The organism is Kitasatospora sp. NPDC036993, assembly GCF_055607525.1.
In genome coordinates this window covers 159,834-172,938 of record NZ_JBVJRP010000009.1, presented here as the reverse complement: position 1 = coordinate 172,938, position 13,105 = coordinate 159,834, and the positions used below count along the sequence as shown (strand labels likewise).

Here is a 13,105-nt window from a genome sequence, read left to right as displayed (position 1 = left end):
GCTCCCCGGACTCCCTGTGCTCCCCGGACTCCCCGTGCTCCCCGGACGACCGCCGTACGACCGATTCTTCGCGCCGTCGAGGCCCGGCCGTTCCCTCCGGTTCCCGTAGGACGGATATGACGAACGCACCATCGCACCATCGAAGGCAGGACCAGCAGTGACAGCAACACCGCAGACGTGGACCGGCCGCTGGGTCGCCGACCGGGCCGGGATCGCGCTGACCGGCTCCGAGCGCCTCCCCGAACTCGTCGGCCTGGCGCTGCGCGCGGGGAACCCGAAGCGCGCCCACCTGCTGGTCTCCAACGTGCTCGGCAAGCACGTGCCGCAGCGGCCCTCGGTGGTCCACGGCACCGGGCTCGAACTCGGCCGCCGGGTCCGCGGACTGCTCGGCGCGCGGGCCGCCGCGCGGGCCGTCGTGCTCGGCTACGCGGAGACCGCCACCGGCCTCGGCCACAGCGTCGCCGACGGCCTGGACGCCCCCTACCTGCACTCCACCCGCCGCCCGGTGCCCGGCCTGGCCCCGGTCGGCGGCTTCGAGGAGGAGCACTCGCACGCCACCTCGCACCTGCTGCTCCCCGCCGACCCCGGACTCCTCGCCGGGGACGGCCCCCTGGTGCTGGTGGACGACGAGTTCTCGACCGGCAGGACGGTGCTCAACACCATCCGCGACCTGCACGCCAGCCACCCGCGCGGCCACTACGTGGTGGTCGCCCTGGTCGACCTGCGCTCCGCCGCCGACCGGCGCCGGCTCGACCGGGCCGCCGCCGAACTCGGCGTCCGGCTGGACCTGGTGGCCACCGCGAGCGGGGCCGTCGAACTGCCCGAGGACGTCGTGGCGCGGGCCGAGCGGCTGGTCGCCGAGGCTGCGCCGGCCGAAGCGCCCCCGGCGGCCGCCCCCGCGCCGCTGACCAGGGTCGGGCTGGACTGGCCCGCCGGGCTCCCGGACGGCGGCCGGCACGGCTTCACCGCCCACGACCGGGCCCGGTTGGACGCCGCGCTGCCCCGGTTGGCCGGGCAGCTGGCCGAGGCCCTGCCCGCCGGGGCGCGACGGGTGCTGGTGCTCGGCTTCGAGGAGCTGATGTACGCGCCGCTGCGGCTGGCCGGCGCCCTCGCCGAGCGGCTCGGCGGCGACCGCGTCCGGTTCTCCACCACCACCCGCTCGCCCGTCCTGGCGGTGGACGACCCCGGCTACGCCATCCGCACCCGGCTCGCCTTCCCGGCCCACGACGACCCGCGGGACGGCGGCTCGGCCGAGCGCTACGCGTACAACGTCGCGCCGGGCAGCGACCCGGCGCGGCGCTTCGACGCCGTGGTGCTGGTGGTGGACGACGTGGCCGACACCCCGGCGCTGCACGAGGGGGAGCGCGCGCTGCTCGGGCAGTTGCGGGGGGTGACCGACGGGGTGGTGCTCGCGGTGCTGCCCTCGCACCGGCCGGTGGCCGTGGCGGCCTCGCCGCCGGTGCCTTCTTCCCTGCCCGTGCCGCCCGTGTCGCCCGTGCTGCCTGTGCTGCCCGCGCGGTCCTCGCTGCCCGTGCCGCTGTACGGGCCGGCGTTCTCCTCGTACCGGGCCGAGGAGGTGGCCTGGCTGCTCAAGGACCTCTCCGGGGTCGCGCTCGAAGCCCCCACCGAGGAGCGCGAGGAGGCCGTCCAGAACGGCGGCGCGCACTACGCCGAGTCGCTGCCGGTGGAGTACCAGCCCAGCCCCGCCTACCAGGACCTGTTCCACCAGGCGCTGCGCGGCTCCGCCGGCCGGATCGCGCTCGCCGTCGGCACCGTCGCCGAGACGCTGCTGCGCGAGCGCGGCCCCGGGCTGGTGCTCGCCTCGCTGGCCAGGGCCGGGACGCCCGTCGGCATCCTGATCCGCCGCTGGCTGGCCTTCGCGCACGGCCTGTCCGTGCCGCACTACGCGGTCTCGATCGTGCGCGGCCGCGGCATCGACCCGGTCGCGCTGCGGTACCTGGCGGCCCACCACCGCCCGCAGGACGTGGTGTTCGTGGACGGCTGGACGGGCAAGGGCGCGATCACCCGCGAACTCGCCGACGCGCTGGCCGGCACCGGCTTCGACCCGGACCTCGCGGTGCTCGCCGACCCGGGCCGCTGCGTGCGGACGTACGGCACCAGGGACGACTTCCTGATCCCGTCCGCCTGCCTCAACTCCACGGTCTCCGGGCTGGTTTCGCGCACCGTACTGCGGGCCGGGCTGATCGGTCCGGACGACTTCCACGGCGCCAAGCACTACGCCGAACTGGCCGGGAGCGACGTCTCCGCGGCCTTCCTGGACGCGGTGGCCGCCCGCTTCGGCGAGGTCCGCGCCGCCGCCGTCCAGGGCGCAGGCCGGCTCTCCGCCGACCCGGACCGGGTGCCCGACTGGGCCGGCTGGGCCGCCGTGGAGCGGATCAGCGCCGAGTACGGCATCGACAACGTCAACCTGGTCAAGCCGGGCGTCGGCGAGACCACCCGGGTGCTGCTGCGCCGCGTCCCCTGGCGGATCCTCGCGCGGCGCGGCGCGGGTGCGGACCTGGACCACGTCCGGCTGCTCGCCGCCCAGCGCGGCGTCGGGGTCGAGGAGGTGGACGGGCTGCCGTACACCTGCGTCGGGCTGATCCACCCCCGCTACAGCCGCGGGGCGACCGGGGGAGACGGGCGGGCCGTGACCGACGGGTCGGCCGTGACCGACGGGCGGGCCGTCGCCGATGAGCGGGCCGTTACCGAGACTACGGGGAGGGATTCCTGATGGGTGTTCTGGTGGCCAGCGACCTCGACCGGACGCTGATCTACTCCGAGCGGGCCATGGCCCTGGGCGTGCCCGACCGGCTCGCGCCGCGGCTGCTCTGCGTCGAGCTGTACCAGGGGCGCCCGCTGTCCTTCATGACCGAGCGGGCCGCCGGGCTGCTCGCCGAACTCGCCCGGGAGGCCTGCTTCGTCCCGGCCACCACCAGGACGCCGGAGCAGTACGGGCGGGTCAACCTGCCGGGCCCGACGCCGGACTGGGTCCCCGCGTACGCGATCTGCGCCAACGGCGGACAGCTGCTGGTGGACGGCGTGCCGGACGGCGACTGGCGGGCCGAGATCACCGGGCGGATAGCCGCCGGCTCGGCCCCGCTGGAGGAGGTGGTCCGGCGGCTCGCGCTGTGCGCCGACCCGGAGTGGACCCACAAGCGGCGGGTCGCCGACGAGCTGTTCGCCTACCTGGTGGTCGAGCGCGCCGCGCTGCCCGAGGGCTGGCTGGCGGACCTGACCGGCTGGTGCGCCGAGCGCGGCTGGGCGGTCTCCCTGCAGGGCCGCAAGGTGTACACGGTGCCGGCGCCGCTCACCAAGAGCGCCGCCCTGGCCGAAGTCGTCCGGCGCAGCGGTGCGGACACCGTGCTGGCCGCCGGGGACTCCCTGCTCGACGCGGACCTGCTGCTCGCGGCGGACGCGGGCTGGCGCCCCGGGCACGGCGAACTCGCGGACAGCGGCTGGACGGCCCCCGGCGTCACCGCCCTGGCGGAGGTGGGGGTGACGGCGGGGGAGGAGATCGTCCGGCGGTTCCTGGCGGGGGCGACGGCCCTGCCGGTCGGGGTCTGACCGGGGGCCCGACGGCTACCCGCAGCAGCCGCCGCCGCAGCAACCGCCCCCGCCCCCGGCGGCGGGGGCCTGCTGGGCGCCGGCCGCGCCGGTGACGGCGACGGTGGACAGCAGCTTCACGGTGTCCTCGTGCCCCTGCGGGCAGACGGCGGGGTCGTTGGCCTGGGCCATCGGGCGGCGGAGCTCGAAGGTGGCTCCGCAGGAGCGGCAGCGGAAGTCGTAGCGTGGCATACCGGCAGGGTACCCAGTGGGGGTGTCCGCGGGCCGCCTGTTCTGTCCGGTCGTCCGGTCGTCCGGTCTTACTACCGTCTGCTCCGTCGCTACCGGTGGCCGCCGAGGTCCCCGCGGATCAGCCCGATCACCTGCGCCGCGGTGTCCCGTACCGCCGCGAGCTCGGTCAGGAAGTGCCAGTAGTCGGGGTGCCGGCCGGCCTCCTCCAGCGCGGCCACCGCGCGGTCGAGCCGGGCCACCGCCTCGTCCAGCGGCGCTGCGTGCCGCGGATCCGGCGCGCTGCGCCCGGCCATCGCCAGCCGCTGGGCGTCCCGGATGGCGAAGCGGGCGCGCTCGATCTCCTGGTGGGGGTCGTGCTGCACCTCGTTCAGCTGCCGCAGTCGGTCGTTCACCGCCAGCACCGAGCCGTCGGCGGTCTCCAGCAGCGCGCGGACCGTACCGATCGCGCCGGTGGCGTCCGCCCAGCGCTGCTCGTCCCGGGCCGTGGCGGCCTCGGCGAGCTTGCGCTCGGCGGCGCGGCCGGTCTCCGCGACCTGGTCGGGCACCCGCTGGAGGTCCTGCCAGCAGGAGGTGCTGAACCGGCGGCGCAGCTCGCTCAGGGCGGGCGCGACCGTCTCCGCCTTGGTCTCCAGCGCCTGGATCCGGGTCCGCAGGCTCGCCACCCGCCGGTCGATCTCCCGGGCCCGCTCCGGCAGCTGCCCGGCGTCGGCGGCGATCGCCTCGGCGCGCTGCTTCACGTCGTCCGCGCGCCGCAGGGTGTCCGCGACGCCGTGCCGGGCCGGGCCCTCGTTCAGCCGGCCGAGCTCGGGCGCAAGTTCCGCCAGCCGGGCCGCCAGGTCGTCCGCCCGCAGGCCGGCGCCGCGCACCTCGTCCAGCGCGTTGCTGGCCGCGAGCAGCGCGCGCTTGGCCTGCTCGACCGCCGGGGTGACCCGCATCAGCTGCTGCTCGGCGTGCTGGAGGGTCGGCTGCAGTCGGCGCAGGAAGTCGTTCAGCTCCGCCTTGGCCGAGCCGAGCTGTCCCTTGACGTCCTCCAGCTGGCGCTTGGCCTGCGCGGCGGTGCCCGCGTCCAGGGTCTCGCTGTCCAGGTTGTGGGCGTCGAGGGCGGCGAGGTAGTTCACGGTGACCTGATCGACCCGGCCGGAGATCGCCGCCAGGTCGGTGAGCGCGCCCTGCGCCGTCCGGCCGTCCGCGGCCGCGCGGACGGTCTCCACCGCGAGCTGCACCTCGCGCTGGGTCTCCTCCAGCTCGTAGAACGCCTCCTGGGCCGCCGCCCTGGCCTCCCGGGCCTGCGTCCGTCCGCCCTCACCGCCGCCGCGCCGGCCCCACCAGCCGCCGGTCCCGGCCGACGCCAGCCCGACCGCCGCCAGCGCACCGGCCAGCACCACCGGCAACACCAACGCGTCGGCCGGCGCACTCCCCGCCCGACGCCGCCCCCGCCCGCTCCCGCCGGCCACCGTCACTGCGCGCTCCCTGCTCCGACCCGCTGATCCGGCCTCCATTCTCCCCGATCCCCCCGCCGGCCCGTCACCCCCTCCCACCCCACCGGCCCCGCCCCGCCTCCGCCCCACCGGGCACCTGGCCCCCACCACCCCCCTGGACCAGGTACCCTGGGCTCTCGTCGTGCGCCCACCGGCCCACGACGGGGGGCGCGTAGCTCAGTGGTAGAGCGCTGCTCTTACAAAGCAGATGTCGGCGGTTCGAAACCGTCCGCGCCCACCCATAACGGACATATTTTCAGGTTGAAACGGACAATCGGGGCGCGTATTCTTCGCCCTCGCACTTGTGGCAACGTTGGCCCTTGTTCTGTATCGCCGCAGGTCAGAGCCACTTTGGTGCTCATGATGACATCTGCCCCCAGAAGGCGGCACTCAGGCCCGAATCAGGGCTTCTCGTTGGAGAAACAGCAGGTCAGGGTAGGTCTTCTGGTCAATTGACCGCTCTGTGCGACCTCTGCTCACGCAGACTGTGGGTCGCCTCTCTGGCCCTATGTGAAGTCGCAGGTCAGGCTGGGCGCAACAGAAGATGCGGGGGCCTCCAGCACGCATTCAGCACACACGGCAACCGATCACGGCGACTCCCACGCCTGTTACGGTGCCGGCTTGCTGTCCTCGCCGGCGCCCTCGCCGACCGCGACACCACTGCCCTGCTGGCCGCCTCCCCGAATGTGCCTGACCCGCCCTCACAGCAGCCCTGTGCCGCGCTGAGACCGCTGGCTACGGGCCCGCCGCAAGGTTGCGCCAGCTGCCGAACGGCGTCGCTCACTATCGCCGACAGCCTCAGCCAGGTTCTCGCACGGCATATCGGCTGCCACCTGGCCACGACGGCCCCAGAGGTGGCGAACCCACGCCTGAACCCCCTCAAGGCCATCGAGAACACCGGCGCCACTTCGGAGACCGCCCTCGCCGAGGTGACCGGCCGCACTGCCCTGCCCGAACTGTTCCAGCACGCCCAACAGCAGGTCCTCGTCCACGCCCGCGGCGCCGGACCGGATCAGCTCCGTGCCGCGCTCCACTGCGCCCAACCCGCGCCACCAGACAGCGCCGCCCTGATCGCCGACCGGCTCTCCTGCCCGCCGACCGGACCGTGGAGACCCGCCCGGAGTGTGGAGCCTGACCCTCGGAGTAGCTTCGCAGGAGCCCAACCAGCGCACCCAACGGCAGCAAAAGCTCGCCCTCGTCGCCGCCTACCGCGACCAGTGCAAGGTCACCGACGAAAACGTCGCTCAGCCCGCTGGCCCCTACATCGAGGAATCCAGCACTAGTAGGGCTTGGTCAGGTTTGTATGGATGTGGGTATGTCGCGGTGGCAGGTGGGGCAGGCGCCGGCCCAGGTTGCGAGGAGGAACTGCATTTCGCGGACGACCTGGTAGAGACTCAGGCCGGTGCTGTTTCTTTTGGGGCACGGGCCAGCCTCCGCAGGGTGCAGAAGGCGTGGGCGAGGGCGACGAGGGTGACATGGTGGTGCCAGCCGTTGAAGGTGCGGCCCTCGAAGTGGGCGAGTCCCAGGGCCTGTTTCATCTCCCGGTAGTCGTGCTCGATGCGCCAGCGGAGTTTGGCCAGGCGGACCAGGGTGGTCAGCGGGGTGTCGGCGGGCAGGTCGCAGAGCCAGAACTGCACCGGCTCGGGCTCCTTGGCGGGCCACTCGGCCAGCAGCCAGCACTCGGGCGGTTCCGCACCGTCGGCCCGGTCGCGGATCTCCCGTCCGGCGGGTCGCACCCGCAGCGCGACGAACCGCGAGTACATGCGCTTGCACCCCGTGCGACCCCTGCCCGGGCGTGAGCCCTCGCGCCAGGACACCGGCCTGGCCGCACCGCGTCCCGCCTCGATGACCAGCGCCTTCACGCTCTTCGCCGGATCGGGATACCGGGCCACCGGCGGCCGTCCGGTCCCGCTGTAGGGCGGGGTGAGGGGCCGGGCGGAGCCCGGCTGGGCGCTGAGGGTGGTGGAGATGCCCACGACGTAGTTCATCCCGCGCTCGTTCACGCCCAGCCGGAACGCGGCCGTGTCGCCGTAGCCGGCGTCCGCGACGGCCAGCGGGACATCCACGCCCCAGGAACGGGTCTCGTCGATCATGTCCAGGGCGAGCTGCCGCTTCTCCACATGCCCCAGGTCCGCCGGGATGCCGCACTGCTGGCGGCGGGCCACCTTGAGCGGATCGGCCTTGTCGGAGGCAGGATCCCAGGACCTGGGGAGGAACAGCCGCCAGTCGACGGCGGAGGAGGCTTGGTCGGTGGCCAGGTGCAGCGAGACGCCCACCTGGCAGTTGGTCACCTTGCCCGCGGTTCCGGTGTACTGCCTCGACACGCACGCGGAGGCGTCCCCGTCCTTGAGGAACCCCGTGTCGTCGATGATCAGCGCCGTCGGCTTCAGCTCGGCTTGCATCCTCCAGGCCAGCCGGGCCCGCACATGCGCCGGGTCCCACGGGCTGGTGGTCACGAAGTGTGCCAGCGCCTGCCGGTTGCCGTCCTCACCGAGCCGCGCGGCCATCGGCTCCACCGACTTGCGCCGCCCGTCCAACAGCAGTCCCCGCACATACGCCTGCCCCCAGCGATGCTGATCCGCGCGCGTAAACGCCTCGAACATCTCCGCCGTGAACGCCGCCAGGTCCTCCCGGACCCCGGCCATCTCCTCAGGTGTCACACACTACCAACGACACAACCCACCAACAGACACGCCACTACCGCACAAACCTGACCAAGCCCTACTAGCAGCGTGGCGGACAGCCCACCCGGACCGCCAGCCACGGACTGTTGGCCCGCCTATCGGAGGCCGTTCAGAACAAACTAGCGCAGGTCCGGGCGGGTCGGGCTCCGACCAGCACGGAACGCTCCCACCCGGCCCGCATGACCCGTTTGACATCATCCATGCCCGGTAGGACGTCAGCAGTCGGATTCACCCCCGATCCGGCCTGCCAGCCGTCGATCGCCGTGGCCAGGGTCGCGGAGGTGGTTGCTGCGGCACGGCGCTCCATAAGCACCGCGGCCGCTTGTGCGGTGAGGAGAGACTGCGAGATCCGCCCCCCGTACTGGCTCATTGCCACAGCGATGGCCTCCCGCCGACGGGAGTTCTCCGCGATCCAGCTGCCGGTCACCACCAGACAGCCCGCCGTGGGAACGACCGAGCCCCCCCGGAAACGGGCACCAACGAGGTTGCCTACCTCGGCAAGCGGCCCTGCCCCGTGCAACAGGAGCCGGGCGACGAGCTGCACCGTCTCGGCGTCGTCCGGGGTTTCCAGTCGGAGCGGGACACCGACGAACACCCGGCAGTCGGCTCCGGGCACGTCTCCGCTTGGCCAGGGTAGGTCGTCCCCGGGAGCGTGAACCGCAGGACTAGTTGCCAGACCATACGGCATCACGGCGTCGACCAGGGCGGGCCATTCCTCCGCCGGCCTCGGACCGACGATCACCAACCGCTCGGGAAGAGCAGCTGCCCGACGGGCGGCGTGTGTGCGAAGGTCCGTCGTCGCTATGGCTGAGCTGGCTCCGATGCGGCACTCGTCGAACCTGGCTGGCCCGGGCCTCTGCGTGGCCAGAGCCGCAAGCTTATGGCCAGCGAGAAGCAGCGGGTTGCCGAACCACTCCGACAGCTCGACGTCGATCGCGCGGCACTCCCTCATCCGGATGCCCTCGTCGACCTTTCCAGCCGCAAGCAAGCGAGGAGTCTCGGCCAGCGCCCCCACCAGCTCCTGGTCCGCGTCCGACAACACCGTCGCCGAGATGGACATCGTGTCTGCACGGGTTTGTGCCTGGACCACCACTGGGGTGGTCATGAGCCCGCGCAGCGTCGCCAAATAGAGGTGTTCGTACAGATGGGCCAAGCCCGGTGCGTGGGAGGGGTCGTGGCCGAACCCGAGCCCGTACGTCGCGATCACTGAGGTCGTCGTCCCGGGTCTGCACACGACGATCGTTCCGCCGCCCAGGCTCGGCAGACGCAAGACATCACCATTCACGAATGGCCTCGCGCACTCTCGCAACAGTCCCTTCGGGGAGTCGGCCGATCACCGCGACAGCGGGAACGGCTGGTTGGACGGGTCGATCCTCCGCCTGGCGGTCGAACGGACCGCTCGACGGATGGACGGCCTCGTAGAGCTCGGCACTGGCCCGCAGGCGGTGTAGTTCCTGGGCTGGCATCCCGGACCGCCGAAGGCATCGGAGCACGTCTCGCACGGCCTCCAAGAGCCCGACCACATGGTCCGCTACGGTGCTGAGGCCGATGCTGAGGCACGGGACGCCGTGCTCCACGACGGGCGTTGCCGCGGCCGCGTAGTACGGCACCTGGCGTTGCGCGAGCACTTGGACGAGGCGACCGGGTGCGCCCACCCGCCCCAGGTAGGTCGCCGCGATCAGTGCTGACTCCCCGTCGGACGGCTCCGAGGGCCAGGGCATCTGCACACCCATCGCGACCCGGTGGTTGTCACGGGCGCCGTAGTACAGTCCACCGCGCCAGGTCAGCGTGTCCGAGCTCGTGACCAGCCCCACCCCGCTGGCGAGGAACTCCTCCACCGCGCGAGCGTGTTCCACGATCTGCCGGTCCGTGATCGCCGCCGCCGCGGCCTCACCGGGAATCGCGTCGAGGCAGGCCTCGCCCCAGGCCACCCGGTGAAGTGCGCGCCGGACCAGCCAACCCCTGTCACCCAGCCTGTGAGCCCTTTCAGTCACGAGCGTGCGGCGAAGTGCGCCGAGATCGACGTTCGCCAGCCGCCGGTCTGGCAGGACCCCTGCCGGTCCTATGGGCCTGGTGATCCCGGAGCACCGGTGCCCGACCCGGAAGGTGTCGGTGCCGAAGAGCGCGGCACACGTCAGGGCTGTCAGTCCGGGTGCGTCGGGTGGCTCGGTGGCCACACCCCACGGAATCCAGTCCACTATGGGAGGGGCGGGCGGCAGGATGCTCACCCGTCCCAGGTGCACCACGCTAGTCACCTCTGGCACTCTTGCTGTCACTGAGATATGGGGCCAACAACAGAGTGCTGACCACGAGGTTAACCACGCCTGCGACCAGCAGTACCGTTGCCGGGTGGGCGGTAAGCTCCCCGGCGAACGGAACGACGATGTACGACACCGTCATGAGCAGGTTGAGCATCGCACGGCGGAACGCGAAGATACGGCCGATGACCTCGTTGGACGTCAACTCCTGGTAGACCACGGTCGACGCACCGGCGATCATCACGTTGCCCGCGCCGCCGAGCAGACCGACCACGACGACGGTGGCCCAGCTCCAGGAAGAGCCGCTGAGCACCAGCGCGGCGGTCGCCACCGTGGACACCGCCGCGCCGGCCCAGATGACGAGGGGCTGCCGATTGAATCTGCGAACGACCAGGGACGACCCGGCGATCCAGCCTATCCCGGCCAGCGTCTGGTACCCGGCCGCCGCAGCGACTCCCACCGATTGCTTGAAAACAGCCAGGGCTATGACCACTTCGGAGCCCAGGAAGAGGAAGTACGACGCTTCGGCGAGCGCGACGCGTCGCAACCGCAGGCCGATGCCGCTCCAGCGCAGGGGTGCCACCCGTCCCCGTGGTCGGTCGTCGGTGCGGGGCAGAGCAGGGCTCTCGGCTCCAGGTCGCCGAAGCGCCAGCGCGAGGATCCCGGACACCAGGAACGACGCGAGGTTGACCCACAGCGCCCCTTCGATACCGACCCCGTCCGCGAGTGCCGCACCGACCAATGGGCCAAGGCTCATAGCACCGCCGAATACCACTTCGAACTTCGCGATGACCGGGCGGGCCTGGTCAGCGGGCACCCGCTCCTTGAGCAGCGCCTGCACCGCAGGAACAGATGCGCTGCCGATGGCCTTGAGGAGGGCCGAAGTGACGTAGACGACAGTCAGGTTCTCTGCGCGCACTCCCATGACCATGACCAGGACCAGCGTCGCGCAGAGGAGCTCGCAGGCGATGAACACCCGGAGCCGGTCGTATCGGTCGACGATGCGACCCGCGAGCGGTGCGCAGAGGACCACGGGAAGGGTGCCGACCGCGAAAGTGACGCCTGTGGCGGTGTAGGAACCGGTCACCGACAGTACCCAGAGTGGCAGCGCGAGGTTCTGCGCGTAGTTCCCCAGCAACGAGCACGCGTTCGCCAGCAGGAGGATACGCCAACTCTTCCATGGGCCCAGCGTGTGCTTCTGGGACTCAGCCGCGAGCACCTGACTCTCAGTAATCATGATCGAGTCCACCCCAGACGAGCGGCGGCCAGTTGCGGCTTCGTCGCCTGCGTGGCCGGGAGCGCGAAGTGCGAAGAGAATGTTGCGGCCACATCCGCCAGCACGGCCAGGTCAACTCGGCTCGCCTGGTTCGCTTCCAGTTCCACCACCACAAACGCGTCCACCGGTCGCGACGCCGGATCCCGCAGTTCCACCGCGTCACAACTGACGGCGATGAGCGCTCCGTCCTCGGTGAGCAACGCCGCCTTGGTCCGTCGCTGGGAGAGGTAGCCGAACACACGCAGGTCCCCCAGCGTGGGAACCCGGCGGGACAGGTACTGTCCCGGCCGGCCGGCGAGGACCTCTGTACCCGCCAGGTTCTTGGTGTCCGGAACGTACTCGGTCATTTCCAGCACGTCGCGACGCCCGTCGACCCACTGGACGGTCTCCTTCGCCACCAGCCAGGACGGCCCTCGGTTCGTGTTCACGAGCATCGTCAACGAGCAGTTGGCGCTCGACAGCGACCACCTGGTGTCGTCGAGGCACAGTGTGTGCTGCGAGACGACGGCCTGATCCGAGAGACGCAGTCCGGACATCTGGACCAGTTGGTCGCGCAACGTGTCGTGAGTGGCCGCGTCGGCCGACGAATCCGCTCCCATCACCCATCGGTACTCGTGTTCCACCCCGACCCGGGGTATTCGCAGGACGTGCTCGAGGTTGTTCATGGTGTCGCTTCCACAAGTCGATGGGTGGAACCGGCGTACTCCTGATCGGACAGACCTCCCACAGTGAAGACGTCGATCCGATCACCCGGCACCGAGAAAAGGTCCGTGCACACGTCGCGTACGACAGCTTCCGTCGAGGGCGGCGGACGGAAGTGACCGGACTTGGTGTTCGCCACGATGGCATGGACGTGCGGGAATCCGATCAGGACGATCTCACCCGCCGTACGGACCCGCAGCCGGTCGGGCACCAGCATGGGGTGGGCGACCGGAACACCGTCGATGTGTGACTTCGCGCGCCCGAAAATGAGCTCACGGAAGTTGAACCGGCGTCGCCAGATGAGCAGGCGTCCCAGGTCGTCTATCACGAACATGTGCGGTGCACCCGTGGCGAAGTCGGAGGGCACCTCGGCGCCACGGACGTGCCAGGTCTGCTCGACCGCAGTACGGGCCACCCCGGCGTAACGGCCCTGGAACACAGCACGATCGAACTCGATGACTAGCGGGTCCTCACCTACTACACGAGTGGGATGCTCGTGTCGAACCGTGAGTTCACGTGCATATGCCGCGCGGATCTCCGCAGCGGCACAGGCCAGCCGTTCACGCAGAGCGGGGACGGGCCCGACGCTCAGGTGAACGTGCCACAGACGGATCAACTCCTCGTACTTGAGGAAGACCACCGCCTGCGAGGAGGGACCATATCTGACGGCTGCCTGCTCGGCAGCGGCCATTAGCCTGTCGGCCTCGGTGAGGTAGTGGTGGTTGTCACCAGCCATTGTTTGAGCGCTCCTTGACCGTGAAGGAGGCACCCGGCCCGCGAGGGGCCGGGTGCCAGTTAAGACCTGAACCTCGATCTCAGCTCCAGGTCTCGCCGGCCTGCACGGACGTCAGCGCGTCCAGGCCGCCCTCGGTCTCCTCGAGGGACTCGATGACCTCGATGATCTCCACA

At 71.4% G+C, this 13,105-nt stretch carries 10 protein-coding genes and 1 tRNA gene; 3 read left to right on the top strand and 8 right to left on the bottom strand.

Features of this window, described 5'->3' with window-relative positions; genetic code table 11:
* The first annotated feature begins 157 nt into the window (after positions 1-157).
* Positions 158-2,734, top strand: a complete 2,577-nt coding sequence (locus ACZ7C5_RS20655) for a phosphoribosyltransferase (RefSeq protein WP_401078279.1) — start codon at positions 158-160, stop codon at positions 2,732-2,734.
* Positions 2,734-3,567, top strand: coding sequence for an HAD family hydrolase (locus ACZ7C5_RS20650; protein WP_470323172.1), 834 nt, complete (start codon positions 2,734-2,736; stop codon positions 3,565-3,567). Before ACZ7C5_RS20655 ends, ACZ7C5_RS20650 begins: the two co-directional genes overlap by 1 nt.
* A gap of 15 nt (positions 3,568-3,582) precedes the next feature.
* On the opposite strand, the gene ACZ7C5_RS20645 is transcribed toward ACZ7C5_RS20650, so the two are convergent.
* Complete coding sequence (locus ACZ7C5_RS20645; RefSeq protein ID WP_401078285.1) at positions 3,583-3,798, bottom strand: FmdB family zinc ribbon protein; 216 nt, start codon at positions 3,796-3,798, stop codon at positions 3,583-3,585.
* Positions 3,799-3,887: 89 nt separating this feature from the next.
* Positions 3,888-5,183: a coiled-coil domain-containing protein gene (locus ACZ7C5_RS20640; RefSeq protein WP_401078287.1), complete on the bottom strand. Its 1,296-nt coding sequence runs from the start codon at positions 5,181-5,183 to the stop codon at positions 3,888-3,890.
* Positions 5,184-5,442: 259 nt separating this feature from the next.
* Here ACZ7C5_RS20640 and ACZ7C5_RS20635 point away from each other — a divergent pair.
* A tRNA-Val gene (locus ACZ7C5_RS20635) sits at positions 5,443-5,514 on the top strand.
* A 1,156-nt stretch (positions 5,515-6,670) separates the two neighbouring features.
* Here the strand turns inward: ACZ7C5_RS20635 and ACZ7C5_RS20630 are convergent.
* The 6 genes from ACZ7C5_RS20630 to ACZ7C5_RS20605 all read right to left on the bottom strand — a co-directional run bounded on the left by ACZ7C5_RS20630 (position 6,671) and on the right by ACZ7C5_RS20605 (position 12,932).
* Positions 6,671-7,921: an IS701 family transposase gene (locus ACZ7C5_RS20630; RefSeq protein ID WP_470323171.1), complete on the bottom strand. Its 1,251-nt coding sequence runs from the start codon at positions 7,919-7,921 to the stop codon at positions 6,671-6,673.
* Positions 7,922-8,069: 148 nt separating this feature from the next.
* Positions 8,070-9,230, bottom strand: coding sequence for an insulinase family protein (locus tag ACZ7C5_RS20625; protein ID WP_470323170.1), 1,161 nt, complete (start codon positions 9,228-9,230; stop codon positions 8,070-8,072).
* Between the two features lie 4 nt (positions 9,231-9,234).
* Entirely contained in the window at positions 9,235-10,206 is a 972-nt protein-coding gene (locus ACZ7C5_RS20620) for an insulinase family protein (protein ID WP_470323169.1), read from the bottom strand.
* 1 nt (position 10,207) lies between these two features.
* Entirely contained in the window at positions 10,208-11,455 is a 1,248-nt protein-coding gene (locus ACZ7C5_RS20615; RefSeq protein ID WP_470323168.1) for an MFS transporter, read from the bottom strand.
* Entirely contained in the window at positions 11,452-12,159 is a 708-nt protein-coding gene (locus tag ACZ7C5_RS20610; RefSeq protein WP_470323167.1) for a hypothetical protein, read from the bottom strand. Before ACZ7C5_RS20610 ends, ACZ7C5_RS20615 begins: the two co-directional genes overlap by 4 nt.
* The gene (locus tag ACZ7C5_RS20605; RefSeq protein WP_470323166.1) at positions 12,156-12,932 is read right to left on the bottom strand and encodes a hypothetical protein; all 777 of its coding nucleotides are present in this window, start codon (positions 12,930-12,932) and stop codon (positions 12,156-12,158) included. Before ACZ7C5_RS20605 ends, ACZ7C5_RS20610 begins: the two co-directional genes overlap by 4 nt.
* Between the last annotated feature and the right edge of the window lie 173 nt (positions 12,933-13,105).